At 37.2% G+C, this 26,791-nt stretch carries 28 protein-coding genes and 1 pseudogene; 21 read left to right on the top strand and 8 right to left on the bottom strand.

Annotated features, from left to right (window positions below):
* The first annotated feature begins 286 nt into the window (after positions 1–286).
* The 5 genes from AC4HCY_RS16195 (at position 287) to AC4HCY_RS16175 (ending at position 3,596) form a co-directional block, all read left to right on the top strand.
* A complete protein-coding gene (locus AC4HCY_RS16195; protein WP_323430619.1) occupies positions 287–694 on the top strand; it encodes an ATP-binding protein in 408 nt (135 codons plus the stop codon).
* A gap of 151 nt (positions 695–845) precedes the next feature.
* The gene (locus AC4HCY_RS16190) at positions 846–1,730 is read left to right on the top strand and encodes a DUF5685 family protein (RefSeq protein ID WP_323430618.1); all 885 of its coding nucleotides are present in this window, start codon (positions 846–848) and stop codon (positions 1,728–1,730) included.
* Positions 1,714–2,349, top strand: coding sequence for a J domain-containing protein (locus AC4HCY_RS16185; protein ID WP_491094636.1), 636 nt, complete (start codon positions 1,714–1,716; stop codon positions 2,347–2,349). The genes AC4HCY_RS16190 and AC4HCY_RS16185 overlap by 17 nt, the downstream gene beginning before the upstream one ends.
* Before the next feature lie 15 nt (positions 2,350–2,364).
* Complete coding sequence (locus AC4HCY_RS16180; RefSeq protein WP_323430616.1) at positions 2,365–2,877, top strand: hypothetical protein; 513 nt, start codon at positions 2,365–2,367, stop codon at positions 2,875–2,877.
* Entirely contained in the window at positions 2,874–3,596 is a 723-nt protein-coding gene (locus AC4HCY_RS16175; protein ID WP_323430615.1) for an HAD family hydrolase, read from the top strand. Before AC4HCY_RS16180 ends, AC4HCY_RS16175 begins: the two co-directional genes overlap by 4 nt.
* A 342-nt stretch (positions 3,597–3,938) precedes the next feature.
* On the opposite strand, the gene fba is transcribed toward AC4HCY_RS16175, so the two are convergent.
* Both fba and AC4HCY_RS16165 read right to left on the bottom strand, forming a co-directional pair.
* Positions 3,939–4,868 (bottom strand): class II fructose-1,6-bisphosphate aldolase, encoded by a 930-nt coding sequence (gene fba / locus AC4HCY_RS16170; protein ID WP_323430614.1) that lies wholly within the window; start codon positions 4,866–4,868, stop codon positions 3,939–3,941.
* 81 nt (positions 4,869–4,949) lie between these two features.
* Complete coding sequence (locus AC4HCY_RS16165) at positions 4,950–5,987, bottom strand: HD-GYP domain-containing protein (RefSeq protein ID WP_323430613.1); 1,038 nt, start codon at positions 5,985–5,987, stop codon at positions 4,950–4,952.
* Between the two features lie 198 nt (positions 5,988–6,185).
* Here AC4HCY_RS16165 and AC4HCY_RS16160 point away from each other — a divergent pair, with 198 nt between their 5' ends.
* Genes AC4HCY_RS16160 through AC4HCY_RS16150 form a run of 3 tightly spaced genes read left to right on the top strand, consistent with a single transcriptional unit; the run spans position 6,186 to position 9,400 of the window.
* Positions 6,186–7,115 (top strand): ABC transporter substrate-binding protein, encoded by a 930-nt coding sequence (locus AC4HCY_RS16160; protein WP_323430612.1) that lies wholly within the window; start codon positions 6,186–6,188, stop codon positions 7,113–7,115.
* Between the two features lie 19 nt (positions 7,116–7,134).
* Complete coding sequence (locus AC4HCY_RS16155; RefSeq protein WP_323430611.1) at positions 7,135–8,400, top strand: heme ABC transporter ATP-binding protein; 1,266 nt, start codon at positions 7,135–7,137, stop codon at positions 8,398–8,400.
* Positions 8,393–9,400, top strand: a complete 1,008-nt coding sequence (locus AC4HCY_RS16150) for a FecCD family ABC transporter permease (RefSeq protein WP_323430610.1) — start codon at positions 8,393–8,395, stop codon at positions 9,398–9,400. The genes AC4HCY_RS16155 and AC4HCY_RS16150 overlap by 8 nt, the downstream gene beginning before the upstream one ends.
* A 1,013-nt stretch (positions 9,401–10,413) precedes the next feature.
* Here the strand turns inward: AC4HCY_RS16150 and AC4HCY_RS16145 are convergent.
* Positions 10,414–10,810: pseudogene (locus AC4HCY_RS16145) on the bottom strand (ISNCY family transposase); the annotation flags it as partial.
* Between the two features lie 158 nt (positions 10,811–10,968).
* Between AC4HCY_RS16145 and AC4HCY_RS16140 the strand changes: the two are divergent.
* From AC4HCY_RS16140 to AC4HCY_RS16125, 4 genes are all read left to right on the top strand, one after another.
* Complete coding sequence (locus tag AC4HCY_RS16140) at positions 10,969–12,042, top strand: radical SAM protein (RefSeq protein ID WP_491094635.1); 1,074 nt, start codon at positions 10,969–10,971, stop codon at positions 12,040–12,042.
* A 3-nt stretch (positions 12,043–12,045) separates the two neighbouring features.
* The gene (locus AC4HCY_RS16135) at positions 12,046–12,303 is read left to right on the top strand and encodes a hypothetical protein (protein WP_491094634.1); all 258 of its coding nucleotides are present in this window, start codon (positions 12,046–12,048) and stop codon (positions 12,301–12,303) included.
* Between the two features lie 27 nt (positions 12,304–12,330).
* Entirely contained in the window at positions 12,331–13,968 is a 1,638-nt protein-coding gene (locus AC4HCY_RS16130; RefSeq protein WP_491094633.1) for an ABC transporter ATP-binding protein, read from the top strand.
* A gap of 300 nt (positions 13,969–14,268) precedes the next feature.
* On the top strand, positions 14,269–14,415 hold the full coding sequence (locus AC4HCY_RS16125; protein WP_491094632.1) for a hypothetical protein: 147 nt from the start codon (positions 14,269–14,271) through the stop codon (positions 14,413–14,415).
* Positions 14,416–14,626: 211 nt separating this feature from the next.
* Here the strand turns inward: AC4HCY_RS16125 and AC4HCY_RS16120 are convergent, their stop codons facing one another.
* Together AC4HCY_RS16120 and ltaE are read right to left on the bottom strand one after the other, a co-directional pair.
* Positions 14,627–16,432 carry a heme NO-binding domain-containing protein gene (locus AC4HCY_RS16120; protein ID WP_491094631.1) on the bottom strand — a complete coding sequence of 602 codons (1,806 nt, stop codon included), beginning with the start codon at positions 16,430–16,432 and terminating at the stop codon, positions 14,627–14,629.
* 144 nt (positions 16,433–16,576) lie between these two features.
* Entirely contained in the window at positions 16,577–17,602 is a 1,026-nt protein-coding gene (gene ltaE, locus AC4HCY_RS16115; RefSeq protein ID WP_323430608.1) for a low-specificity L-threonine aldolase, read from the bottom strand.
* 103 nt (positions 17,603–17,705) lie between these two features.
* On the opposite strand from ltaE, the gene AC4HCY_RS16110 reads away from it, so the two are divergent.
* The 3 genes from AC4HCY_RS16110 to AC4HCY_RS16100 all read left to right on the top strand — a co-directional run bounded on the left by AC4HCY_RS16110 (position 17,706) and on the right by AC4HCY_RS16100 (position 20,067).
* Positions 17,706–18,302, top strand: coding sequence for a PsbP-related protein (locus AC4HCY_RS16110; protein WP_323430607.1), 597 nt, complete (start codon positions 17,706–17,708; stop codon positions 18,300–18,302).
* Between the two features lie 187 nt (positions 18,303–18,489).
* Entirely contained in the window at positions 18,490–19,119 is a 630-nt protein-coding gene (locus tag AC4HCY_RS16105; RefSeq protein ID WP_323430606.1) for a glycerol-3-phosphate acyltransferase, read from the top strand.
* A 78-nt stretch (positions 19,120–19,197) separates the two neighbouring features.
* The gene (locus AC4HCY_RS16100; protein ID WP_323430605.1) at positions 19,198–20,067 is read left to right on the top strand and encodes a radical SAM protein; all 870 of its coding nucleotides are present in this window, start codon (positions 19,198–19,200) and stop codon (positions 20,065–20,067) included.
* Here the strand turns inward: AC4HCY_RS16100 and AC4HCY_RS16095 are convergent.
* The 3 genes from AC4HCY_RS16095 to AC4HCY_RS16085 all read right to left on the bottom strand — a co-directional run bounded on the left by AC4HCY_RS16095 (position 20,062) and on the right by AC4HCY_RS16085 (position 21,809).
* Complete coding sequence (locus AC4HCY_RS16095; protein ID WP_323430604.1) at positions 20,062–20,532, bottom strand: GNAT family N-acetyltransferase; 471 nt, start codon at positions 20,530–20,532, stop codon at positions 20,062–20,064. The genes AC4HCY_RS16100 and AC4HCY_RS16095 overlap by 6 nt on opposite strands.
* A 76-nt stretch (positions 20,533–20,608) precedes the next feature.
* Positions 20,609–21,043, bottom strand: a complete 435-nt coding sequence (locus tag AC4HCY_RS16090) for a threonine/serine exporter family protein (protein WP_491094630.1) — start codon at positions 21,041–21,043, stop codon at positions 20,609–20,611.
* Between the two features lie 4 nt (positions 21,044–21,047).
* On the bottom strand, positions 21,048–21,809 hold the full coding sequence (locus AC4HCY_RS16085) for a threonine/serine exporter family protein (RefSeq protein WP_323430602.1): 762 nt from the start codon (positions 21,807–21,809) through the stop codon (positions 21,048–21,050).
* 289 nt (positions 21,810–22,098) lie between these two features.
* Between AC4HCY_RS16085 and AC4HCY_RS16080 the strand changes: the two genes are divergently transcribed.
* From AC4HCY_RS16080 to AC4HCY_RS16055, 6 genes are all read left to right on the top strand, one after another.
* Positions 22,099–22,950 carry a hypothetical protein gene (locus tag AC4HCY_RS16080; RefSeq protein WP_491094629.1) on the top strand — a complete coding sequence of 284 codons (852 nt, stop codon included), beginning with the start codon at positions 22,099–22,101 and terminating at the stop codon, positions 22,948–22,950.
* A 78-nt stretch (positions 22,951–23,028) separates the two neighbouring features.
* Entirely contained in the window at positions 23,029–23,622 is a 594-nt protein-coding gene (locus AC4HCY_RS16075) for a hypothetical protein (RefSeq protein ID WP_491094628.1), read from the top strand.
* Between the two features lie 175 nt (positions 23,623–23,797).
* Positions 23,798–24,037 (top strand): hypothetical protein, encoded by a 240-nt coding sequence (locus AC4HCY_RS16070; RefSeq protein WP_491094627.1) that lies wholly within the window; start codon positions 23,798–23,800, stop codon positions 24,035–24,037.
* A gap of 23 nt (positions 24,038–24,060) precedes the next feature.
* Complete coding sequence (locus AC4HCY_RS16065) at positions 24,061–24,687, top strand: hypothetical protein (RefSeq protein ID WP_491094626.1); 627 nt, start codon at positions 24,061–24,063, stop codon at positions 24,685–24,687.
* A gap of 306 nt (positions 24,688–24,993) precedes the next feature.
* Positions 24,994–25,449 carry a hypothetical protein gene (locus tag AC4HCY_RS16060; RefSeq protein WP_491094625.1) on the top strand — a complete coding sequence of 152 codons (456 nt, stop codon included), beginning with the start codon at positions 24,994–24,996 and terminating at the stop codon, positions 25,447–25,449.
* 317 nt (positions 25,450–25,766) lie between these two features.
* Positions 25,767–26,756 (top strand): hypothetical protein, encoded by a 990-nt coding sequence (locus tag AC4HCY_RS16055; RefSeq protein ID WP_491094624.1) that lies wholly within the window; start codon positions 25,767–25,769, stop codon positions 26,754–26,756.
* The last annotated feature ends 35 nt before the right edge of the window (positions 26,757–26,791 follow it).

Below are 26,791 nucleotides of genomic sequence, written 5' to 3'. Positions count from 1 at the left end.
TCATTACTCCTTTCTAAGTGTATTATGTGTTTATTATCTCAAATATTGAGAATAATGTAAATAGTTATATTTGTCTGAAGATTGGGCAATATTGGTATTGGTAAAATTTATCAAGATGTTTCCATAAGCAATGTTCAGCATGCTCAGACTTGCATTATAATATCAGTAAATGGGCATGATATTTACAAATATTTAGCTTTTATTGAAATAAACAATTGAAATAATCTTCAGGATATAGTATTCTCTAATTAATCTCTAAAAAAAATAATGTTAGGGGGTAATTAAAATGGTTAAGTTTATTGTAGGTGAAAAAGGCACCGGAAAGACTAAGGTGATGATTGACATGGCAAATGAAGCATCAAAAGCTTCTAAAGGTCATGTTGTGTACATCGACAGAGACAATAATCATATGTACGATTTGGATAGAAGTCTTCGATTCATCAATGCTGGGGATTTTCAGATTGATAATTTGAAGACTTTTTATGGTTTTTTGTGCGGAGTTATTTCCCAAAACTTTGATATTGAGCACATTTTTATAGACGGGCTCAAGGTTATTTCCAATTCGGAAGAAGCATGCTTAAAGGATTTTATTGATAACATGGAAAGACTTAACAGACAATATGAGGTAAACTTTGTTGTGAGTTTGAGCAGGAATCCAGACAATGTGCCGGAGTTTTTAAAAGCTTACGTTTAGAAAGACCAGACGAGGTTTGAGATTATTTTGAAAAAAACAGGCTGAAGGCTGTGCTGCAAGAAGCACAGTCATTGGCCTGTGTTGTTTTTTTAGCTGAAAATTGCGTTAAGCTGTGATATAATGAAAAAAGCAGTCAAACTTAGGAGATATTATGTTTGGATATGTAACGCCCGACAAGGGTGAGATGAAGATAAAAGAATACGAATTATTCAGGGCTTATTATTGCGGAGTATGCAAGTCCATGGGTAAAAGCTTCGGCCCCCTATGCCGGCTGGGGCTAAATTATGATTCAGTATTTTTAGGCTTATTTCTATCCTCTATAAATAAAGAGAATGTTGAGCTGGAGTATGAAGCTTGTGCAGCAAATCCGCTGAAAAAGAAGTGGATTGTCAAGAAAAGCCCCAGCGTAGATTTTTCAAGTGACATCAATACAATTCTGACTTATTATAAGCTTCAGGATGATTGGAAGGATGAAAAGAGCATACTTGCCAAAGCGGCGCAGCTGCTGATCGGCCCCGGTCATAGAGCAGCTTCAAACAGCAATAAGGAAGCTGAATCACATATAAAGCAATCCTTAGAAAAGCTGTATGCTCTGGAAAAACAAAACTGCAGCTCAATGGATAGGGCAGCTGACCCCTTTGGGGAATTGATCAAGGGCATTGTAAGCATAGGCTATAAGGGAGATAATGAAAAGGACAAGAAAGCTGTAGAGTGGCTGAGCTATAATCTTGGCAGATGGATATATATAATTGATGCCTATGATGATATTGAAAAGGATATTAAAAAAAATAATTATAACTCCATCTTGCTTCAGTATGAATATAAAAACGGGGATATTGGAGCATTTAAGGATAAAATAAAGGAAGATATCAAGTTCAGTCTCATCCATACTTTGACGCAAGCAGCCTCTGCTTTTGAGCTGCTTGATATGAACAATAGGAGCATAATTGAAAATATAATATATTTAGGCATGGATAAAAAAACAAAAAGCGTATTGGAAGGAAGGAGCTGCAAGAAGGATGAGAAATCCCTATGAAGTACTTAATGTGAGGGAAGGAGCTTCAATAGATGAAATAAAAAAAGCATACAAGGAGCTGGTGAAGAAATATCACCCGGACCAATACAGAAATAATCCTCTTTCCGAATTGGCAGAAGAAAAGCTGAAAGAAATAAACATGGCCTATGATAGTCTTCTCAAAGAATATGAAAAAAGAGGGTCAGGCAACAAGTCTCAAGGCAATGCTTACGGCAATAGGGAAAGCAATAGCTCAGGCTATAGCAGCGATACTAACTTATATTCGCAGGTAAGAATGAATATAATGAACGGAAATATCCAGGCAGCTGAAAATCTGCTAAATAGAATAAGCATGAAGGATGCTCAATGGCATTATTTAAGGGGACTCATCTTTATGAGAAAAGGTTGGTATAATGAAGCTGTGAACAGCATAAATACAGCAGTAAACATGGATCCTTCAAACATGGAGTACAGAGATGCTTTAAACAGAATAGCATATGCCAATAATCAGTATCAAAGCTATGGATACAACAGGCGTTACAGCTCCACGGGGCCGGATCTGTGCAGCATGTGCCAATGCCTTATATGCTCCGATTGCTGTTGTGAATGTATGGGCGGAGATCTGATAAACTGCATATAATGAGGCGGTGTTAAATTGGGAAGAAAGGTTGCCCTTGGGGGTATTTTAACCGCTATAAGTATAATATTTTTATATCTGGCTGTTTATTTGCCTTCTGCAAAACTTACAATGTATTTTTTGGCCGGAATAATACCCGGATTTATATTGGTTGAAATGGGGGCACGGCAGGCTTGGCTTTTATACTTTGCCACGTCAATGCTGTCTTTTCTGGTCTTAGGGAACCTGGTAAATGCAGTACCTTACATCTTTATTTTCGGTATGTATCCTTTAATAAAATACTACATAGAAAAAACAAGGAATATGTTTATCGAATTGACATTGAAGCTTTTATTCTTCAATATGGCGTCTTTAGCGGTTTATTTTATATGTACCAGAGTATTCTTGATAAATATAAAGATGGCCTTTCCGATCGCCTGGCTGGTGCTAGGCCTGCAATTAGTGTTCTTGGCCTATGATTATGTTTTTACCCGGGTGGTTTTTTACTATTGGGATAAAATTAGAGTTTACTGGAGGAAAGAAGTGAGATGATAAACACTGTTTTGTTTGATTTAGACGGTACTTTATTGGGGATGGATAATAATGAGTTTGAAAATAAATATTTTTCATTGCTTGGGATTAAATTTGGAGAATTATGCAGTCCTGAGGATTTGTATAAAAATATATGGGAATCGACAATTCACATGGTAAAAAATTCTGACGGCGTTAGATTTAATCAGGAAATTTTTTTTGAAAGGTTTAATGCACTTATAAAAGAAGAACATAGGGATTTCTTTCTGAATGGCTTTAATAGCTTTTATGATAGCGAATTTGACCTTGTTAAAGATGTTACCTACAGAATAGATAATATGATAAATGCGGTCAGCAGGCTCAAGTGCAAGGGCTACGATGTAATTGTTGCTACCAATCCTCTTTTCCCTAAAGTTGCTATAGACAAAAGGATACTATGGGCCGGCTTTCTTCCGGATGATTTCAGCTATGCAACCAATTTCGAGATATGCCGCTTCTGCAAGCCCAATCCTAAATTCTACGAAGATATTTTAAAAATAAAAGGAAAAAAGCCGAAAGAGTGTTTGATGGTTGGGAATGATATGCTGGAGGATATGGTGGCGAAAAAAGCAGGAATAAACACTTATCTGGTCACCGACTGTGTGATCAAAAGAGACAGCCCTTATGCTCCTGATTATAGCTCGGACAGCTCAGAATTTTTAAAGTATGTGGATGCTCTGCCGCTAGCCTTTAGTCGCTAACTTCTGGCTTTGAGCGTTCCTCTGGAGCCGCAGGGAAGGTCAACCACGGAAAGGCACGGACGCCTCACGGATTTTCACGGAGGAATATTGACTTTATAGACACTGCAGCTCTATTATCCACGTTCTCTTATTTATATCTTAAGTTCTATTTTATAGGAGAAAGCTACAGTAACTAAAGAATAAGCATATGTGCAAGTAAACACATATGCTTATTCTTTGGGTTCTGCCGTGTTTTTTCGTGAAAAATTCAGTGCCCTTCAGTGGTTTGCGTTCCCCCGTCTCCCACAAGACCCGTAAGGAATACCCTACCTAGCTCCTGAGCTCTGAATCCTGAACCCTTAATCATGCTTTTCCGCTGCAATTCAATACATTCTTCATTTTATGCTTAACCATATTCTTGATAGCTTCTCTGGCAGGTTTCAAATATTGCCTCGGATCAAAATCACCCGGGTTCTCAGCCAGATGCTTTCTGATAGAAGCTGTCATTGCAAGCCTTAAATCTGTGTCGATATTGATCTTGCAAACTCCCATTTTGCCTGCTCTTAGCAGCATATCCTCAGGCACTCCTTTTGCTCCGGGAACATGGCCTCCATATGTATTGCACAGATCTACGAACTCAGGCAGCACTGTGGATGCTCCATGAAGAACAAGAGGAAAATCAGGAAGAAGCTTGCTTATCTTCTCCAATCTTTCGAAGTCCAACATAGGCTCTCCTTTGAATTTGTAAGCACCATGGCTTGTTCCTATGGCTATTGCCAGCGAATCTACGCCTGTTCTCTGGACAAATTCTACCGCCTGATCCGGATCGGTGAAGGTTGCATCCCTGCTGCTCACACTTACAGCATCTTCAATGCCTGCAAGTCTTCCCAGCTCTGCTTCCACCACAACGCCCCTGTCATGGGCATACTCTACAACCTTTTTTGTAATGGCGATGTTTTCCTCGAAGGGATGCTTTGAACCATCTATCATAACAGATGTAAAGCCACCGTCGATACAGGATTTGCATATCTCGAAATCCTCACCATGGTCAAGATGAAGACATATAGAAAGACCGCTGTCTTCCACTGCAGCCTCCACCAACTTCATAAGATAGACATGCTTTGCGTATTTTCTGGCTCCGGCAGATACCTGAAGGATTAAAGGCGCCTGCTCATCCTTTGCTGCATCCACTATTCCCTGGATAATCTCCATGTTATTTACATTAAATGCTCCAACAGCATATAGTCCGTCATATGCTTTTTTGAACATTTCCTTTGATGTTACTAAAGGCATTCATCTTACCTCCTATAAAAACTTTATCAATTCTATTATATCAGATATTCCACTTTTTAGCGGCGCAGCTTACGCAATATACTAAAATATTTCTGCAATAAACAAGCTTTTTTCTTTGCTCATATCTATTATGCTTAAGTCATCCAGTCTGATTATAGGCTTTGATATGGCTTTCTGATTGATGAACACTATCTCACCATATTCGTCATTGTTAAGCCTAACTCTGCTTCCTATATAATAGTCAGCTATCCTTCTGAGGAATGTAAGCAAAATATTAGTGTCGCATTTTGTTAAATACTCGCTTTCAAACATGGCAAATACATCAAAGGGAGTTTGGCGCTTTCTATAGACTTTATCTGATGTCATGGCATCAAACACATCAGCTATGGCGGTTATCTTTGCATATAGGCTGATCTGGTTTCCTTTTATCCCGAAAGGGTAGCCGGAGCCGTCTTCCCTTTCATGATGCATTAACACGCTTAACATGATGTCTTTGCTTATGGCCACATTTCCTTCAAGTATTTTGTAGCCTAAAATCGAATGTTTTTTAATTTCCTCGAATTCCTTGGGCGATAAAGGACCCGGCTTCTCTAAAATCGCATGAGATATTTTAGATTTGCCTATGTCGTGGAGCAGACCGCAATAAGAAAGACATTTTCTCTGGACCTCGTTTAGGTTCAGCCAGCTGCCTATGAGTGAACATAAAAGAGACACATTGATGCTGTGGGAATATGTGTATTCATCAATGGATCTGATACTGTTAAGATTCGCTACAATGTCATTTACTGAGGTAAAGTTGTTGTTAATGTCTCTGACGATGGCTTGAACTCTTAATGTATCCAAGGTTTTGCCATTTCCTATGTCCTTTATGATGTTCTTAAATTCATCCACTTTTTCCGAATAGATTGCAGCTACCCTATTACTATCGCTGGGCTCGGGCTCAAGCCCCTCATAAACCTTCAGGCTTTCAATACCCAGCTGCATCAGCTTATTTATTGTGTAGTTATCCAGTACGCTGTCTTTTTGTATAAGAGTAGCCCCAAAGCTGTTCAATATTTCTTCAGATACTTTCATCCCCGGTACACATGCTTCAATGTTAATGTTCATTATAGACTGCATATGCTCACCTCTTGATATTATTTATTAGTGGTTTAATTTAAGATTTGAAAAATGTTAAGAATATTATAACAGATTCGACTTATATTTACAAATGTTTCATATTGTCTGTTTGGCTCATATTTTCTGATACACTCAAAATGTTGTAAATACATATTGCATGTGCTAGAATTATACTGCAAATATGTAGGTGGGAGTGTTATGAAGTTGAAACTTAAGAAAATGATTTTAATTTTATTTGTATTATTTCTGCTGCCCTTGCTGGCATCTTGTCAAAGGGAAACAAATAAGGGAGCAGAAACTGCGGTTAAGAAAGTAGAAATAACTGATATCAAGGGTAGGAATGTTGTATTAGAAAAAAAACCTGAAAAGATAGTATCCCTTTCACCTACCAATACCGAAATAGTCTTTGCCTTGGGCGCAGGGAAGAAGTTGGTAGGAGTTACAACCTTTTGCGACTATCCTGAGGAAGCAAAAAGTGTTGAGGTGATCGGAGATTTTGAAAACCCCAATATTGAAATGATAAAAAAGGTCAATCCGGATGTAGTTTTAGCGGGAGGATACATTCAGGAGGATATAATAAAAGCTCTTGAAGGCCTTGGTATACCTGTAATCTCCACTGAGGCTTCGGACATTGACTCAATATTTGATTCCATAGCTATGATAGGCAAATTGGTAGGAGCAGAAGCAAACGCAGAAGAGATAATTAATGATATGCATAAGAGCATCGATGATATAAAGTCTAAGGTCAGCGGCAAAGAGCGGCCCAAGGTTTTTTATTTGGTTTGGAGAGAGCCCATATTCACTGTAGGACAGGGAACTTTTATCAACGAAATCATACAAGTTGCCGGAGGCCGGAATATAGCGGAAGAGGCACAAGGCTGGTCAAAATATAGCCCGGAAGAGCTTATAAAACAAAATCCCGATATCCTCATAGCTTCTTATCATGCAACCGATGAGGGCATGAGAAAAGAAGACTTTGAAAGGGATGACTTCTTTCAGAAGCTGGAATGTGTAAAAAACGGAAATATATATATAATGTCAGACGACAATATAGTAGCAAGACCGGGGCCAAGAATAGTAGATGCTATTTATGAAATGGCAAAGGTGCTTCATAGCGACGCATTTTAGGCAATAGGATGGTATTGAGATGGATTATGAGATAAGGGCTGAACACTTGGGTTTTTGCTATGAAGATAAAGAGGTATTGAAAAATATCAATTTAAAGATCAAAGAGGGCAGCTTTATTAGCATAATAGGACCTAACGGCTCCGGCAAAAGCACTTTATTAAAGACGCTTTCCGGATTCCTGAAGCCCCGAAAAGGAACAGTCCTGCTCGGGGAAGAAAATCTTAAGGAGCTTTCACAGAAAGAAATCAGCAAAAGGCTTTCCATGGTGCCGCAAAATATACTTTTGGAATTCGACTTCAAGGTCAAGGATATAGTGATGATGGGCAGGCACCCATACATAAAAAGGCTTAAGGGAGAAACTGCAGAGGACATAAAGATTGTAGAAAAGGCCATGAAATATACCAATATCCTGGAGTTTTCCGATAGGCTCTACAATGAACTGAGCGGCGGTGAAAAGCAAAGAGTCATACTGGCCCAGGCACTGGCCCAGCAACCGAGGGTGCTCTTGCTGGATGAACCCATTTCTCATCTGGATCTGCAGCATCAAGTTGAGATATTGGATTTGATAAAGAGGATGAGCTTGGGGGGAGGACTGGCTTCTATAGCTGTGCTGCACGATTTGAATATGGCTTCTGCATATAGCGATCATATTATTATGCTTAAAGCAGGAGAAATTTTTTGCGAGGGAGAGCCCGAGAAGGTTCTGACCGCTAAAAATATAGCCCATGTCTTTAATACGGATGTGACCGTCAGCAAGAACCCCGTCACCGGGAAAACATATATATATCCGATATCAACGATACCTAAAAATAAGCGAGATACAAGAATTCACATGATATGCGGCGGCGGAAGCGGAACAAAGCTGATCAAGGAACTGGCGGATAATGGTTTTATCGTTTCAACAGGGGTATTGAACATAGGAGATTCTGATTGGGCTGCTTCCAAAGAATATGAACTGGATGTAGCTGAAGAAACTCCTTTTTTAAATATTACTCAAAGAGCATATGAAAAAAATCTTGAGCTTGCTCTTGCGGCACACTGTATTGTTCTCATGCCTATATATTTCAGCAAAGCCAATATAAGAAATCTTGAACTCCTTACAGAAGGACGGCTGAAAGATAAGAAGATATATATTTTGGGGGATCGTGACTTTGAAAAAAGAGATTATACCGGGGGCGAAGCGCGAAGCCTTTATAAAGGATTGAAGGAGCAGCCCAATGTTATACAACTGGAAGAATATGAATTGATAGAAGCATTGATAAAGGCAGATGAAGGAAATGAGTAAAGAAGCATTAAAAAATATATTGTCCCTGAGCATTTTGTTGGCTTTTTTCATCATCTGCTTTTTTATCGGGGTAGGAATAGGGGCTGTCAAAATACCCTTAAGAGAGATAATCGAAATAGTGTTTATGGGACAAGAAACGGACAATAAAGTCATTCTGATAGATATAAGGATGCCGCGTGTAATTATCTCTGCAGTTTTAGGAGCAGGTTTATCTGTTGTAGGCGGGGTTATGCAGGGTGTATTCAAAAATCCGCTGGTGGATTCTTATACATTGGGGATGTCATCAGGAGCTGCTTTAGGAGCAGTGCTTTCCATAGTAACAGGTATTGGCATATTCGGCTACGGGACTACTGGAGCTTTTGCCTTCCTGGGAGCAGTATCCTCCCTTTTTTTCGTATACCATATCTCCAAGACCAAGAATAGAGTCTCTATTAACTCATTGCTTTTATCCGGAGTGGCTGTCAGCTATTTTCTCTCATCCATTATATCCTTCATAATGATGCTTAATAGGAATAAAATAGAGCAAATAGTATTTTGGACTATGGGAAGCCTATCCTCTGCCACATGGCAAAAACTTATATTCTCCAGTTCTTTTATATTGCCTGGAATATTGGCGTTATGCTTTTTTTCCAGGGAACTGAATATCATGTCCCTTGGTGAGGAATCTGCTCACTATATGGGTGTAGATGTTGAAAAGCTTAAATATATATTGCTAGTCATATGCTCCCTGATAGTTGGAGCCGTGGTGTCCACAGGCGGGACCATAGGTTTTTTGGGTTTGGTGGCGCCGCATATCGTAAGGCTTATCTGGGGCTCTGACAATAGAAAACTTATACCTTATAGCGCCATAATGGGAGCTGCCATACTGATGCTGTCAGATACTCTCGGCAGAGTCCTTATTCAGCCTTCGGAAATTCCGGTAGGCGTTATGACTTCAATAATGGGAGGACCATTCTTCGTATTTTTATTAAGGAGACAAAAATCAAAGGGTGCTGCATAGGAAAGCTCCGAAAAGTAGAACACATGAATAAATATGCATCATAATTCATATATACTCATATACATTTTCCTAACAATCTTCCTAATAAGGATGGTAAATATACTTTGCCATCCTAGAATTTCTATTACTCAAAATTGAAGAGCTCCTATGCAGGAGTTCCGTAAAAGGGCTCTAACCCAGAATTATGAGGTAAAAATGCAAAATCAGTTTCCAGTTACAGGCAAAATATGATAAATAGCTTTAGATACATTTAATATTTATTCAATGCTAGGGAAACTCAGGTTTTTATAGACTATTTTTCGGAGCTTTCCCTGACGCCTATTGACATTGTCGGAATATTGTCGAATATTAAGGAATACTGTAAAAATTTTGTATGTTATATTTGCTGACAAACTTGGAACATTTAAGGTAATATGAAAATATACATTATATACTTTCTTCAGACGTTAGTGAAAAGACTGAGCTTATGTTTGGAAATAGGTGAAATGAACTTTAAATGTGTACAAGCCTAAGATAGCAGAGAAAAGCAATTTGGGCAAAATATTAGCAATTAAATGGTAATTTCAGTGTTTAACTTTGAAGACTGCATATTGTTACGAGAAAATAACATGAAAAAACAGGGGGCGAAACAGAAATGTTGAGCCTTGAAATATATAAAACTCAAGCTCTCTGAGTTTTCGAGAGCATTCATTATAGGTAATTGCGAAACTCTTTAAAAAAAGGAGTCATATACACCAAACTTTGGTAAAGCTATGGACGTAGACACAGCAGTGAACATTGAAAAGAGAATAACGACAAACAAAAACTGTGGATAGCTATCCTAATTCAGCATGAATGCATGTAGAAATAAACCCATATTAAAAAAACGAGATGAGGCATGCAGAAGTCTGTATAGCGTATTTAAATACTGCTATGCTGAAATCAACGGTTTGAGGCTTCGTATGTATTTATGTTGGTGTATGCTATCAGCAAGAAGCACAGTAACAAGTTGAGTAATGCCTGCTAAATACAAATCAGCTTCCGAGGTAAGAGGATTTCTTGTTTTTCGTCCTGCGACGCAGAAGCTGTCTTTTAAAGTGGTTGATGGATTTCCCAACGGTCACGCGCATATTTTGTAGTATTGTCCCATTCTTCGGTTCCATGAACGATTCCGGGGAAGGTACGAAGATTTTTTTCCGGGTAGACATAGAACATACGACCGCAGGGGGAATCCGTGCAGGGGTTTTCACAAGAAGTGCGGCGTCTGTATTTTCCATCCTCGCATTTTACCCAAGACATCATAGGACAGACAAACTTGAGGGTAGGCATACCGCAGCGAAGATGCGAATCACTTGTTTCGGGCTTCATTGGAAGTGCAGAATCGTTGGGACAGCATGGCACTCCATCTTCATTAATCGGGCAATCCGAACTAGTGTCTCACATGTTTGAATCGTTAAACAATTGTTGCAACGATTGCCACCAACCTAGGTAATTTCTTTAGGTATTAGAATTGCTTGGGATAGTGTTTATCGGTTTTGTCCGATGTAGTATTATCTCAAGCATACTTTTTAAAGAGAGAGATAGGCTTCATGAATATTAAATGGGACATTACATATAAATGTAATTTGAACTGTAGTCACTGTGTCAACGGAAATCTTTTAGGCAATATAAAGGATGAATTGGACATCAATGAAATCAGGTGTATTATAGAGAAACTGTCAAAGCTAAATATTGTCGATTATGTACATCTGTTAGGTGGAGAACCAACTGCAAGAAAAGATTTTCTTGAGATATTTAAAGCATTTTCTGATAACAAATTATGTTTTGGATTCAATACAAATGGGATAGCGATCAACAACAATATTATCAATAACCTGGTTGAGAATAATTACCTTACGAATGTTGTATTTAGTTTAGAGGGACATACCGCTAAAGTCAATGATTCTGTTCGTGGCAAAAATGTTTTTGAAATAACTACAAAAAATCTAAAAGCTTTAATAAAGGCTAAAAAGGAACATAAAAGGGATGGCTTACGCATAACTATTAATACTGTTTTCAGTAAGAAGAATAAGGACTATTTAAACGATATGCTTGATTTTTGCTTAAATCTTGGAGTAGATGAGTTTGTTTTATTACAGTACTTAACTGAAGGAAGTGCAAAAAAAGATAATGCTGGCGTTTCCTTTATGGATGAGTTAGAGGCTGTAAGAGTTATTGCTAATAGATATGAAGAATTGAAGGAGCGTCTCAACATTGTTCCTAGGTTTGTGTTTCCAACCGCTAAATTATATGTAGAGAAGGTACTGAAAAAAGAATTTCCAAAAGTAAAACATATGTGCGGTGCTGGGACCTCGTTTGCATTTTTAAATAATGAAGGTAGTTTGTTCCCATGTGACAGATATACGGAATCAATCCTATCTAGTTATAACAAAGATGATATAAATTTGGCGCGAGGAGATTTTTGGGGCATCTTTTCTCAAGCAGGATATGAAATTCCGTATCAGTTGACAGAAGGAAAATACAGTTACCTAAATGTGCAGCCTTGTAACGTGTGCCCGTTTTTAAAAAAAGATTGTTATCCGTGCCCGGCTAGAATAAGCCGAAACAAACCGTTTATAGTAAGCCATTGCGCTGAATTCCTAAAATTAGTAGATGAGGTATAGTATATGAATTACAAAGTTATTAAACCTATAAGAATTGTTGAAAAAGATGCTGATGAATTTTTAATTACTTTACCGAGTGTTCGAAAGCAAATGATTGTTAATGCTAATGTAATATCTTTTATTAATTATTTGAGTGACTTGGATTATGTTAATGAACAATGCGTGTACCAATACGTTACACAAAACGACATTATTAATTGCGAGGATTATAGAGAATTGTTCTCTATGTTAGTTCAATCCTCTTTTTTAGCTCCGCTATGATAGTCCAATTAGATTGGAAGCGAAAAGATGGATAATGGTCGAAGTAAGATAAAATATAGAGAAATAGTTAAACTGTTTAGTGATTGTAGAATAAAGCAAATTGGATTGTTTTTTCTTTGTGCAATTGCAGTTAGTTCAGAACTATATCTAGTATATCAGATAAAGGGATTAATTGACTGCTTGAGTGCCCAAAATTATGATTTGTTTATTATTTTAATCCGAAGAGTTTTTCTAACAGCAATTTTTGCTTTTGTTTTTACAATATTACAAACTAAGCAGTGGCATACCTTTAGGGCAGAATTGATTAACAAAATGCGGGTTAAGATGTATAAAAAAATGCTAGTCCAACCATCTTCCTATTTTGATTCAAAACCATCTGGTGATATAACTTCGGCAATTTTAAATGATGGCTCAATGATAGCAGATAGTGCTGGAGTAAATATTTTAATGCTGTTACTGAATTTGTTGCGCCTATTAATTATATTTGTAATTATGTACCAAACAAATATTCATGTGGCGACTATCGTGTTGATAGTCAGTTTATTCTATTTTATTACTTGTATATTAGTTAATGGAATTATGAGACAAGCTTTTGCAGAAGAAAGGCAAAGTTTCGCGAATTTAACTCAAAGTTTGTTAGAAGTTGTAAAAGCAATAAGCATAGTAAAAGTATTAAACAAATATGATTTTTTTAATGAACAATTTAAGACTCAAGTATGGAGAAAATATTTTCCAAATCAAAAACGAATTATCGAAATTGAGGTTAGAGCTAGTGCGCTTAATTCACTCATGCATATTATTTTACCTATTTTAGTTATTTGTAGTGGTGTAGTTATTTCATTCCGCCATGGATCTGAAGTTGGTAGTATTGTGATGATGTATACGCTTGTGGGGCAATTAATAGAACCACTAAATAATCTGTCAGATTTCTATCAAGGACGACAAAAAGCACTGGGAGCAGCAGAAAGAGTCTATGATTATTTGTTTTCTAATGTTGATGATTCTTCAGATAGAAATAGTAGTCTTTCTGATATCCAATCACTAGACATAAATATTGAAAAATACTATTGGAAAAATAAAGTGATATTCAGTGATTTTAAGCAAAGTGCTATTCCTGGTGCAAAAATTCATCTGCAAGGGCCTAGTGGTAGTGGAAAAACAACTTTGCTGAAATTGCTTGCAAATCTTTACAGTGTAGATTTTGGTTTTATAAAATATAATGGTGAGGATGTTCAGCATTTTGAGAAAGATTCGATTTATCGAAAAGTATCAATTGTCTTTCAAGAACCTTTTATTTTTGAAGGAAGTCTTTACGATAATCTGACATTAGGTGATAATTTTCAAGAAGGACTGATTTACGACGTGTTGAAAATAACCTGCCTAGATCAATTCGTTAAGGAACATGGGCTGAATTATTATCTAAACGAGAATGGGGCTAATATATCAGGCGGGCAAAGGCAACGTGTCTGCTTAGCAAGGGTGCTGTTACGAAAGCCCCAAGTATTATTGCTAGATGAAGCAACAAGTGCATTAGATCATGAGACAGAGGAGCAGCTTCTTCAACGTCTTAATATCTACATAAAACAAAATAATATCATTTTGATAGCAGTCTCACACGGCACAGCAATCAAAGAAATTTGTAATTATAGTTGGTTTTTGTCCTGATTACGGTGCCATGATTGTGGTGTCAGGGAAAGCTCCGAAAAAGTAGAATTCATGAATAGGTATGCACTATAATTCATATATACTCATGCGCACCTTCCTAAACCTTCATAAAAATGCTTCAATACTTGTCTGAAATATGGCATAATAATAGCAGCTAAAGCATTGAAAGCAGGGAGGTTAAGGGTATATATTAGGGAGAAATAATGGTCGAATTGATATATTTAATAACATGATATCTGAACAGAAGAATTTGAAGAAGCCATTAACAAACGGTTTAAAATAGAAAGAAGATTTGCTACCATGGCAAGGAATCATGGACTCCGGAGAAGCCGATATCTGAGATTAAAAGGATTTAGTATCCATATTATCTTAGCAAATATGGCATGCAACATAATAAGGATGGTAAACATACTTTGCCAGACTAGAATTTCTATTATTCAAAATTGAAGAGCTCCTATGCAGGAGCTCCGTAAAAGGGCTCTAACCGAGAATTATGAGGTAAAAATGTAAAATTAGTTTCCGGTTACAGGCAAAATATGATAAATAGCTTTAGATACATTTAATATTTATTCAATGCTAGGGAAACTCCGGTTTTTATAGGCCATTTTTCGTATTTTTATTAAGGAGACAAAAATCAAAGGGTGCTGCATAGCACCCTTTATAGCTTATATTTACCCAATTCTGCCTTGAAGTTTCCTGATAGCTTTTCCAATTCTTGGATATACATGGTAAGCTCTTTTATTTTGTTGGAATATTCGATTACGCTGGCACTCATCTCTTCAGATGCGGCAGAATTCTCTTCGGCTATTGCCGCAAGGGAATGCACATTTTCAAACACATCGGAAAGCTGCTTTGTCTGTGCGGACATCTCTTCCACAAGCCTTACTATATCTGAGGAAACAGAACCTATATGCTCTGTGGATACCGTATTGTCCTTTGCAACCTTTTCCAGGGTTGTATTGCTCTCTTCCAACTGATTGAACCGGGCATTTATACTGCCGACAAGGCTGCTCACCTCTCCCGTAAACATTTTCAGGTTTTCATTGATTGTTTTTACTGCTGATTTGGAATCCTCGGCCAAGCCCCGTATCTCTCCGGCGACCACTGCAAAGCCTCTGCCCAGCTCTCCGGCCCTTGCGGATTCTATAGCAGCATTTAATGAAAGCAAATTGGTCTGATCTGCGATATTCTCGACGGTTGTTACGATATTCATGATATCGTTGGCTCTCTTGGAAAGCTCAACTCCTTGAGAATTCACATGGGCAAAAGCATCTCTGATGGATAATATCATCTTTGCTACTCTTTGAGTCTCTTCCGAGGAGGTCTTAATGCTTTTAACAGCTTCCTCAAGCCTGTCTTTGCTTTTGAGCTCCTCTTGAGCAATCTTGTTCAATGTATCCATATTGGTGCTGATTATATATACGGATTTTTCGGTTTCCTCAGCCTGATGGACTGCCCCCTCAGCAACATCCTGCACAATGCCGGATATGCCGTCCGATACATTTTTCATATTTCTTGCTATATCTGAAAATGTCTTTGTGTAATTATACATGTCATCATTTCCTCCCTTTAAGAAGAGGAAGTCTTTTTGGAATAGCTGCTTTATACCGTTAAGCTGTTGAAAATATAACTCCAGCTCATCACCGGTTTTTACTCTTGTACATGAAGAAAAATCAAGATTATTTAATTTGCCTATCTCTTCATTAAAGAACCTCAGCGGTGCCAGAGCTATTAAAGCTATTACCTCACTGACCGCAAATAAGGATATGGAGATGATACCTGAAGCCAGCCAGTTTTTTGTCAGCAGATAGCTTATAGGCAGCAAGGCAAAAGCGCTCAAGAATGAAATTTTAATATCTACTCTTTTTAGAAAGCCCAAGGATAAAATTCTGGACAGATTGAAGGTTTTCTCGCTGTGCAAGCCCTTCTCTACAGTTATCTTTACCCTGAGCATATGCAGATTGTTTTCCTTGCCTCTTTCCAGCTCCTGTACCTGAATTTTTTCCTTGAAAAAGTCGCCGCAGCCCTCCAATAATCCAAGAAAATAATCAAACAATCCGCGCTTCGATATATATTTCATTTCAATTTCTTTTTCGCTCAGATCCGTTGCAATCAGTCTGGGAGGATTTGCTCCCTTGATCATCCTTGTCAATTGAGCATGCACATCATCCATCATGAGCAAGAATGCCTTTACGTTTCGGCGTTCAAAATATGACGGGAACCATTTGAAAAAGGATTCAATATTGCTTCTGCCAACCTTGCGCCATATCTCCCCGGTTGATTTGCCAACTTTTTTGCCTATTTCTTCTATCAGCTTTGCAGGCTCTTTGTCATCAATTTCTTCCAGAGGAGATATGACTCTGTCTTCCTGCCACCCTATTATTCTCAAGCAAGAGTTCACAATCTCATCGCCATATAGATTTCTTAAGCTGTTTATCCAGGTTGAAACTACTGTGCCTTTCATACAAAAACCTCCAATTTTCAGCTTCGTATGACAAATTATACATCATAAGCTAAATATATACAATATTTATTCTGAAATGCATAGTAAAATATAGATTTACTCAGTGTTAACTTTCCGTTAAATGCTTTTCAAGAGAAGCTTCGCTTATAATAATATTTTTTTCATAGTATTGATTACAAAATCTATATCCTGCTTATTTACATCGTTGTTCGTCACAAATCTAAAAAGTCCGCCTTCTTCGCCGTTTATCTTTATACCTTTATCAAAGAATTTTGAAACAAGGAGATTCGGGTCAAAATCAGGGCGATTCAGCTTAAAGAATACCATATTGATTTGAATTTTATCCGGATTAAGCTCGATGCCCGGAATTTCGAGAAGCCTTTTTCCCAGATACCTGGCATTTTCGTGATCTTCCCCGAGCCGCTTTGTCATGTCCTGAAGTGCTATTATGCCTGCCGCTGCCAGAAAACCTGCCTGCCTCATGCCGCCGCCGAGGAGCTTCCTGTTCTTCCTTGCCCTATTAATAAAAGCTCTGGTACCGGCCAGAATAGAACCTACTGGGGCACATAAGCCCTTGGAAAGGCAAAACTGGACTGAATCTGTATATTGGGCTATATCAGCGGCGGTTACGCCTAAAGCTGCAGCCGCATTGAACAATCTGGCACCGTCAAGATGCACGGGAATGCCGCGCTTCACGGCTAATTCATATACTTTTTTCATCACCTCAAGGGGAACCACAGTTCCGTTAGCCAGTGCATTTTCCAAGCATATAAGCCCTGTTCTGGGCTCATGTATATCATCGGATCTTATAGCTTTTTCGACTAATTCGGGATAAAGGATATCATCACTGCTTTTGATAGTCCTGAGCTGAACACCTGACAGCACGGCTGCGGCCCCTACCTCATGAACGGCTATATGAGCGTTTTCACCGAGTATGATCTCATCACCCCTGACGGTGTGAGTCATGACCCCAAGCTGATTCCCCATGGTGCCGCTGGCAACAAAGATAGCTGCTTCTTTGCCGACTATATCGGCGGCCAGCCTCTCCAATCTGTTGATGGTGGGATCATCTCCATATACATCATCGCCTACCTCGGCTTCAAACATGGCCTTTCTCATCTCGGCTGTAGGCATGGTTACAGTATCGCTTCTCAAATCTATATACCTCAATAAAAAACACCTCCATATAAATTATAGATATATTATACATTATCATTTTATATATGTCATATTTATTAAGTAGAAGATTCAAAGGGAAAAGGGGGGAAAAATCTTGAAAAAAATATTAAAAAAGCATTATGCTTCTTATGTAGCTGCTATGGTTCTATTGATCATGCTTATGCTGGCCTTTTACGGAAGAATATCGGATACAGCAGCGGTATTTAAGGCTAATATAGAGCTGCAGAAGATGGAAAGGCAAGGGTATAAAAATTATGAAGTTCTGGATGGAAGCTTTAAATTTTCTATACCTGCATCCTGGTCCGCATGGGAGCAAAAATTTATGGGCGGCGAGATAATCTATGATTTGAACTATATCACTCCAAATAAAAAGATACATGGCTTTATTCAAGTATGGAAAATAGATAAACCTCTGTCACAATTTTTGGAGGAGGCAAAAACTGCGGCAGCAGACTCTACAGACTTCAAATCTTATAATCTGAAAGAAATAATGGTAAACAGGAACAAAGGCTATCTGCTGCAGTATGAAAGACCAAAGGACACAGGAGGCTATTATAGATCCTATGAAGCATTTTTAGAAGATGGAAAAGGGAAGATATATAGAGCAAGCTTTTATACGGATGAAAAGGACTGGAGAAAATATTACCCTCTGATGTTCAACAGAATAATTCAATCATTCAGGATAAAATGATGATTCCCCGGGAACACCGGGGGATAATTTTTTGCACTCCTTTTCTATGAGAATACCCTTTTATTTTCATGGAAATATAGGATAAAACTACTATACAAGCTTACAAAGTCTTAGCTTCGAAGCTTTATACTTGCTATCAGCTAGTACAACAGATATAATTAAGAAAATATTAATAAGGAGAAATGCTATGAAGGATTATTTTATTGTCGCTTTAATCGGATATGTATTTGGATGCTTGCAGTTCTCCTATATACTCGGCAAGCTTCTTAGAAATGTAGACATAAGAAATATGGGGCACGGCAATGCAGGGGCCTCAAATACGGTTATTTCTTTGGGCTGGAAATATGGGGTTTTAGTTGCTTTATTGGATATTTCAAAGGCCGTAGCTTCTGTTATGCTTATAAAAGCCTTGTATAAAGATGTTGCCGATCCAAACCTGTTTAATTTTTACCTATATCTAAACGGCCTTTTTGTAATATTGGGACATAATCACCCATTTTTCATGAATTTTAAAGGAGGAAAAGGCACTGCATCTCTTATAGGCATGCTCATAGCAGTCAATATTCCTCTTGCAGTGTTAGGAATACTGACTATTATAATAGTAACATTGATCACCGATTATATCGCTTTAGGCACTATAGCCCTTGTCCTGATCGTCGTCGCTGCCACCGTATATTTGAAGCTGGGGCTTGGAGCGGTGACTATTTCAATGATAATTGCAGCACTTGCCGTTTATAATCATCTGCCGAATATTAAAAGAATTATAAGAAAAGAAGAAAAAGGCCTCAGGCAGACCATTAAAAAGAAGCAAAACTAGATATAACGTGAAAAAGATTTTACAGCTATGTAGAATATTTAATGCGTTATATATAATTTCAGAAAGGAAGTGGAGACTTTGAGATACGAAGGAAGCATATACAGGCCGCCAAGCGAAGCATGGAGCCTTATAGTTCAGGCGACTATCGGCTGCTCTCATAATAAATGCAGCTTTTGCAGCATGTATAAGGATAAAAAGTTTAGAATAAGAAGCATAGAAGATATAATTAAAGACATCAGTGAAGCAAGTATGCAGTATAAAAGCATAAAGAGGATTTTCCTGGCTGACGGCGATGCCCTGATGATCAAAACGGCAGAACTCTTAAAAATATTGGAGCATATAAGAAATACTATACCCGAATGCGAGAGAGTGGGAATCTATGCATCTCCAAGGAGCATAATGCTGAAATCCCATGAGGATTTAAAGCTGCTCAGGGAAGCGGGACTCGGCATCGCATATTTGGGACTGGAGTCCGGAAGCAACGAAATATTAAAGAGTATAAACAAAGGCGCAGACTCTCAAGAAATAGTGGAGACAGGCCAGAAGGTCAAAGAAGCAGGGATACTTCTTTCTGTCACTCTGATATCGGGGCTGGGCGGAAAGCAGCTTTGGAAGGAGCATGCCCTAGAATCCGCTAAGGCAATAAACAAGATGAAGCCTGATTTTCTGGGACTGCTGACCCTTATGGTGGAGCCTGGGACTAAGCTGTATGAAGAGGTATCAGAAGGCTCCTTCAAGCTTTTAACTCCTCAGGAGATAGCTGCAGAAACATTGGAGCTTTTAAAAAACCTTGACTGCGAAGGCTGTATATTCAGAAGCAATCACGCTTCAAACTATTTATCGTTAAAAGGAACTCTCAATAGAGATAGGGAATTGCTGATAAACCAGCTTCAAGAAGCTATTGAGGGTGAACTTGACTTCAAAGAGGAATATCTGAGAGGCTTATAGAGCAATCCTATATATATCCTCCTTGCATTCTTCATCTGCCAGTTTATCATAAAAACGAAGGCTGCCTCTTTTTCCCATGGGCAAGCCTTTCTTTTTTGCATAACCGGAGAAAGCATTGATGCTCTGATAATTATCGGAGAGCACGGAAAACTCCAAAGCATTGCAGTCCGACTTTTTTATTTCTTCAATGATTCTATCCAAAAGCAAGCTGAAATAGCCCTTGCCCCTATAACCGGGCAGCAGTCCTATCTGCCATAGATAGAATATTCCTTCCATAGAAGAGCTTTTGATGCCTCCGGCATACCCGACTATTGCCTCTTCATCCTCGAGCACCATGCATGTGTTATTAAAATACTCCGATAATATCCAATATGTAAAGGGCGTGTGCAAGTCCAGCGGCTTGCATATATCTATCAATTCCCTGACTGCCCCGATGTCTCCCGACTCCATAGATCTTATTTTCATAATATAAACCCCCTCTAAGAGATATTATATTAAAAGTAACATTGTCAGAAAGCAAAATCAATTGCTAGTATGCTTATCAAAGGCATGTATGATTTTTTTTCGAATTTATGCATTTAAAAACCGTTGAAACCAATAAAATCCCAAAGGCTATTGCACCGGCGATGCCAATGGCTTCAAGACCCTTGTACAGGGCTTCCTGTATATTGTTCTCGATAATATTGAGCACCGTATAATAAGCCGGAATGCCCGGCACAATGGGAAGCAGGCTCGGAACGTTGAATACCGTTGACGGAGTTCTAAATACTTTAGCCATGATTTCGCTGGTAAGACTGATAACTATCGAAGCAATAAACGAAGCGAAAATCTTATTGTCGGACAGAATATATATGCCGTCATAGGTTATCCAGCCCATAGCACCACAGATGCCGGCCCAGAACAGATTCTTCCTCTCAATGTTAAATAAAATCGCAGGGCAATAGCTGCCTAAAAAAGCGAGAATAATCTCCCTCATAAAATCACATCCAATACTTCATAAGTAATAAAACTATGCCGACCCCTACGCCAATAGCCGTAACGGTAAACAAAGCCTCCGTAAGCCTTGCCTGGCTTGATAAAATATCTCCGTATAATGCATCCCTGATCCCATTAGTCATTGCAAGTCCGGGGAATAAAATTATAATTGAGCCGACTATTACAGAATTTACATCTATTGGTATTATAAATTTGTTTGCAAAAATTGCTAGAAGGCCGGCTATAAAGCTCCATACAAAATCCAGAAAGAACGGAGACAGGCTGACCCTGCTCATCTTATCTCTCGATGCATATATGAGCATGCTTATGATAGCAGCGACTATCCCGTTAACGGCAGTACCTCCAAAAAGCATGGCATAGGCCAGGGACGTTACTCCTGATGCTATAAGCCTTCTATAAAAAGGAAAATAAGGAGCATTCTCCATGCCTCTTAATAATTCCATTGCTTCATCATAAGGAACCTTTTTGGTCTGAAGGCTTCTTGAAAAAGTATTTATTATCTCTATGCTATGCAGATTAATAGTTCTGGATTTAATCCTTTTTACCAGTGATACCGATTCCTTTGGATTATCCTTTGACCAACCTGATATGAAGATACCGGTAGGGGTCACAAAGCACTCGGACTTTATGCCGTAGGCATTGCATATTCTGTCTATGGTATCCTCTACCCTGTATATCTCTGAACCGCTGGTAAGAAGAATTTCACCGCTGAGCAGAGCTACATCTAAAGCTTCTTTTACTTCCACATTTATCACCACTTTACCAAATTGCGTTATATTCTAGAAAACAATATATAGTATAATGCAGATATGCTTTAATGACAATCCGTATAGGGCGGATTTTTAGCACTGTAACAAAATGGTATAGTCAGTCGTTTATTTAGTAGAGGGTAAAAAATCCTCAAAAAATAAACGAAAGAAGGGATGTCCATTGAAAGCGTAAGCGTGTATGATGAAGTCTATTGTGAATAGCGTGGTATAATATAGCATCATTAGAAACTTTATAAATCAAATTAGATTTTAAGGAGGTTTAGTTATGAACAAGAGTAAAAAAAGGTATATAAGTATTGTAGTTGCGATAGTTATGTTATTTAGCGGCATGAATGTTAACGCATTAGCAAAAGTTAACGATAATAATGCCGCTAGCAATATATATAGTTTTACTGATAATAGTGGAACACACGTGACAATTGAAGAAGTTGACAGAGCAAGCGGCATAAAAGTTCTAAGACAGTATAATAACGGGAAACTAGTTGAGGAAGTTGAAATAAAAAAAGGTGACATGGAATTAAAGATAAGAGATGAAAATGGGAAAATAACCACCAAAGATGCAAGAAGTATAATAAAAAAAGCTGGTACTGATGCAAGATCATACTCTACCAATTATACAAAGTTAGGCAGAATTAACTACGAAAAGGATCCAACTACTTTTGAGATACATAGCATAAGACTTAAATATACAACAACGGTTGAGCAGGATTCTTATACAGTAGATGCTTATAAAGGATATATAGTCGATTTAGTTGCAGCAATTATATCGGTAATAGCGGTTCCGGCATCAATAATGACACAAACAATAAAAGCTATATGTGTTGCTTATGGAATATCTATTGTTTCTGGCAAAATAAAAGATTTTTTAACTACAACTGTATCAGCAAAAATTGACAATTATTCATTTATGTGTACAGATACAATTAATACAAATCATTATAGAGAAGTAACCGGAAGGAAGGCATTTATTGATGATGATACTGTCAAATATAAAGGCAAAACATATTATGAAGGATATATTCCAAAGGACTGGAAAACTCAAGCCTTTGGTAAAACCTTATACTTAGATATGTTTGGAGTTGTGGGAGTTTCACCTGTAAGCTATGGAAGTTATTAAACCAGTAGCTGATTTCCATGTAAAGGCTGCCGAGCAGTTCCTTATATGGTATAATGCAAGTATTTGGAGGAGGATTATGTGAAAAATGCCATAAATAAATTTTCAATAGAAGTATATAAAAATGCAGCGATAGTAATTATACTTGTTTTGGCAATAATTTTACACATTTTTATTTTTCGAATACGAGAGGAACAGCTTGTAGAAATAATAGCTCAAAATGTATCTGCAACCGAAGGTATGAGCTATAATAAACACGATATAATAATAAGAAAACAATCAGATTTTGACTTTATAAAAATTGTTGTTTATTCATTTGCTTCAGTAAACGGAAGTGAAATAGTAGGATTTGCAAACTTTTATAAGGGCTTGATTAATAAGTATGCAGTTCAAACTATAGTCCATAAAAAGCAATTTATATACGGCTATGTTATAAAAGGTGTAAAAGATAAATATTTGATCTTGACAGGAAAAAACTTTAATAGAACCGTTGATTCTATAGAAGTAACAAAGGAGGATGAAAGTAGCTATATAAAAGATATATCGAAAGAAGAGTATTTTATATTTAAAGTAGATGTAAGTTCTTTAAAAAACTACCGCCTGTTAGATAAGGAAGGAAAAGAATTGTCACGAGAATTTGACTTTATCTATATTGAAGAAAAAATTGTAGATTAAAAATATTGCCTGCAAAGCTAAAGCAAATTAGCAAAATCGGGATGTTCCTATAGAGTTAAAAGTAGAACAATCTGCAAGATCCGGCTCAGAGTTCTATGGAGAAGTTGAGTTTACAGGTGCACTTCAAAATAAATTAATAGGTAAACTAGAAACTAAACTTACTGGAGGTGCAAAGTTGATAAGAGAAAGAAATGAAGCTGTAGGATATACTTATGGATCTTTGGTAGTTCCAGCAGGTAAGCGAGGCGGTATTGAAGCGTACTGGGGCGGCACAGGCACTGTAGGAACTTTAGGAGTAAAATATCCGGATACCTATTCAGAGTCAGGTTATACTAAGACTCAGTATACAGATATTACAATAAACGCACACAAAAATGAACATGTTATAAACGCAAAAACATGGATAAGAAACTAAGTTATATTAATAAGAATGCCAGTATGAAAAAATTATATCTTATATTACCTATTGCATTACTTATCCTGTGCACAAGTATATTATTGATTTCTGGATGTTCGGTAAAAAATCAAAATAATAAAAGCATGTTAGCTTATGAAGTCTTCGTAAAAAATGTCGAATCAATAAGAAATGCTCCCTTACCTGATAACTATACGTTGATTACAGAAAGCGGAGAAGAACTCAATAAAGATTTCACTATTTTCCCAGAGATACAGAAGCTAGACTCTAGAAAAAATGATTCAATAAATGGAGATATGAAGTTTCCTAGCAGATATAAATATTATTTTTTAAATAATGAAAAAACCATATTAGTTCGTTTAAATCTGATATATAGTCCAGAGTTTACTGAAACAAAAATAATTAGTGTGATGACTCAAATGCCTCGAGATCTTATGGAGTTTTCATCCGAATATTTAGAAATTACGAATATAAATATGGTAAACTACTTAATTGCATTCAATGGAGGGTTAGCGGATCTAGATTTTATCCTTACTAATGAAGATAGAACAAAAGGTATTGAAGATATAAATAAATATATAATCAATGAAGGAGAGAATAAATTTATACCTTTTTTGCAGGAAATATTGCTATCCTTCAATAGAAATTAGTAGTTATATAACATCCCAACGTTTATACTTTTATGATATTGATTGTTTTATAATTGTAAAATAATGCATAGGGGGCAGGCTCTTTTTTCTTATCAAACCTGCCCCGGCTTTTTTATTCAAACAACAAAAACAATATTTTCTTCCTTGGAATCTACAAAACTCAAGCGTTGCGAGATTTCAAGAGTATACTAAACAAAAATGGGTGTTAAATTCGAAAAGGTGAAATTGCCATTATAAGAAGGATGATACAGCGTCCTTCTTATAATGGCTTGTTGTACGAAAAAGGGGGCAAAGGGGGATTGTTCAATGAGCAGTAAGTCTAAATCACTGATCTTATTTTCAACTGCAATTCTTGTTATATCTATTGGGTTAAATGTATATTTGCTAAGCAAATTGAATATCCGGAATAAAGATATGGAAACAATGCAAAAAACTATATCTGAGCAGAAGTATTATCCAAAATATTCATATGATGAAGAACAAAAGAAAATTGCAGAAGCTATAGATGAATATCAAAGCGGTTTATACCCAAGTAAAAAACTATTCTTAACTGAAGTATTATCTGCCTTGCCTGTATGGGTAGAAAATGACATTAATAATTCCAACTATAAAATGGATCAGAAGAAAATCAATAAGGCTAAAGCTGAGCAGCGAGAGATTTTAATTAGGGTGATAAGGGCTGCAAAATTATATTACAAAAGAGTCGGCAATAAACAGCTTATTATCGGAAACAAATTTTGTTTTAAAAGCGATTTCTGTTAGTGATGATAAAGAAGCAGTTGTTTTTTATGACAGCCTTAATGAAGCGATTCTTATTGCTACAATATGCGCAGTAGAAAATAGAACGAAATTTATTGCAGGAAACAAGACTAATTCATGGGAAATTGGTGGTAAGCCTTTTCTATGATTAATGGTATGTATGATGTGGTAGATAAAGTAGACAAAAGGCAACAACGGCGAAGATATATTAGAACATGTCAATGCCTCCTTAGTTTTGCTATATAGATGGAGCGAAGTTGAGTATTTCGGTAATATTTTTTAGATAGCAACTTTTTATTTTCATGAAAGGAGATCAATATATGTTTTCTCTATTTAAAAAGAAAATAGATATACTAAAACTTATACTGTGTATGATGATGATAATTTTGATAACGGAATGCCATGAACGTATTTACACTTATTATCAAGAGCCTAAGGCTGAAACGGTGGATAACAAAATCAATAATGATAGTATCTTTGTGTCTGAGATGCTAGACCATCATGGACAGATCCTATCTTCAAGACATATTGTATATAATAGCAATGAAGAGTATAAACTGATAATCAAAAATACTGACACAGATGTTATAGCTTATAAGCTTATGTTGCTTATCGACGGCTTACAGTATGACTTATCAGAAGATGATATATATTCAAATGCGCTTTTGCTAAAAGCAGAGGGCAGCGAGATTTCTACTTATATTGATTTTTCCAGAGTGAATGCAGGTCATCACTTCGGTATATTTATAATTGAAAAAGTTTATGTATCTCCACGAAAGATTCTCACTCCGGAGGTGGATATGCGTTTTTCAATTAGTAAGTCAGCAGAGAATTTAAGTTTGGAGACTGTTCAATCTCAGCTCAAAGTTTCAAATTCGGACAACACAGCATTATTGTCCAATATGTCTCGATGTATAGAGTTTGCAGCTTTCCATTCACAAGATCAGCCTCCTTATGAAATACGGCAAAATAACATAGTATCTCAAGATATACTACCTGTATATGATCTTTACCTTTATAACCCTTCGCCATTTGAGGCAAACTATTGGATTGGCGTAATCTTTGAAGGTGAAGTGGTAACAAATGCCCTTAATTCTGATTATATCATTTCTCTAGCCTCTCATGCGGAAACTGTAGTTCAAGTGACACTTACAGATATAAACATTGCACCTAACACCCAATTTTATTTTATAGCTATACCTAACCCTCAGCTGGAATGTGATCCTGAACCATTCGACTTAGCTTTGGAAGAGGGCAGAAATATTTTCACACTTTTTTCTCAAAAATTTATTAACGCTCAGGAAATGTAATGGTAAGGGTTCAGTTTGAAGGTATTATTGATGTA

The organism is Lutispora sp. QWL-02, assembly GCF_058315355.1.
The sequence above is the reverse complement of the archived record's forward strand: the minus strand, read 5'-3'. Positions and strand labels throughout refer to the sequence as shown.

Bases quoted from the DNA above. Each gene is read 5' to 3' on its own strand.
- AC4HCY_RS16195 (WP_323430619.1), top strand. From the start codon at position 287: ATGGTTAAGTTTATTGTAGGTGAAAAAGGCACCGGAAAGACTAAGGTG.
- AC4HCY_RS16190 (WP_323430618.1), top strand. From the start codon at position 846: ATGTTTGGATATGTAACGCCCGACAAGGGTGAGATGAAGATAAAAGAA.
- AC4HCY_RS16185 (WP_491094636.1), top strand. From the start codon at position 1,714: ATGAGAAATCCCTATGAAGTACTTAATGTGAGGGAAGGAGCTTCAATA.
- AC4HCY_RS16175 (WP_323430615.1), top strand. From the start codon at position 2,874: ATGATAAACACTGTTTTGTTTGATTTAGACGGTACTTTATTGGGGATG.
- fba (WP_323430614.1), bottom strand. From the start codon at position 4,868: ATGCCTTTAGTAACATCAAAGGAAATGTTCAAAAAAGCATATGACGGA.
- AC4HCY_RS16165 (WP_323430613.1), bottom strand. From the start codon at position 5,987: ATGCAGTCTATAATGAACATTAACATTGAAGCATGTGTACCGGGGATG.
- AC4HCY_RS16160 (WP_323430612.1), top strand. From the start codon at position 6,186: ATGAAGTTGAAACTTAAGAAAATGATTTTAATTTTATTTGTATTATTT.
- AC4HCY_RS16155 (WP_323430611.1), top strand. From the start codon at position 7,135: ATGGATTATGAGATAAGGGCTGAACACTTGGGTTTTTGCTATGAAGAT.
- AC4HCY_RS16150 (WP_323430610.1), top strand. From the start codon at position 8,393: ATGAGTAAAGAAGCATTAAAAAATATATTGTCCCTGAGCATTTTGTTG.
- AC4HCY_RS16140 (WP_491094635.1), top strand. From the start codon at position 10,969: ATGAATATTAAATGGGACATTACATATAAATGTAATTTGAACTGTAGT.
- AC4HCY_RS16135 (WP_491094634.1), top strand. From the start codon at position 12,046: ATGAATTACAAAGTTATTAAACCTATAAGAATTGTTGAAAAAGATGCT.
- AC4HCY_RS16130 (WP_491094633.1), top strand. From the start codon at position 12,331: ATGGATAATGGTCGAAGTAAGATAAAATATAGAGAAATAGTTAAACTG.
- AC4HCY_RS16125 (WP_491094632.1), top strand. From the start codon at position 14,269: ATGGCAAGGAATCATGGACTCCGGAGAAGCCGATATCTGAGATTAAAA.
- AC4HCY_RS16120 (WP_491094631.1), bottom strand. From the start codon at position 16,432: ATGAAAGGCACAGTAGTTTCAACCTGGATAAACAGCTTAAGAAATCTA.
- AC4HCY_RS16105 (WP_323430606.1), top strand. From the start codon at position 18,490: ATGAAGGATTATTTTATTGTCGCTTTAATCGGATATGTATTTGGATGC.
- AC4HCY_RS16095 (WP_323430604.1), bottom strand. From the start codon at position 20,532: ATGAAAATAAGATCTATGGAGTCGGGAGACATCGGGGCAGTCAGGGAA.
- AC4HCY_RS16090 (WP_491094630.1), bottom strand. From the start codon at position 21,043: ATGAGGGAGATTATTCTCGCTTTTTTAGGCAGCTATTGCCCTGCGATT.
- AC4HCY_RS16080 (WP_491094629.1), top strand. From the start codon at position 22,099: ATGAACAAGAGTAAAAAAAGGTATATAAGTATTGTAGTTGCGATAGTT.
- AC4HCY_RS16065 (WP_491094626.1), top strand. From the start codon at position 24,061: ATGAAAAAATTATATCTTATATTACCTATTGCATTACTTATCCTGTGC.
- AC4HCY_RS16060 (WP_491094625.1), top strand. From the start codon at position 24,994: ATGAGCAGTAAGTCTAAATCACTGATCTTATTTTCAACTGCAATTCTT.
- AC4HCY_RS16055 (WP_491094624.1), top strand. From the start codon at position 25,767: ATGTTTTCTCTATTTAAAAAGAAAATAGATATACTAAAACTTATACTG.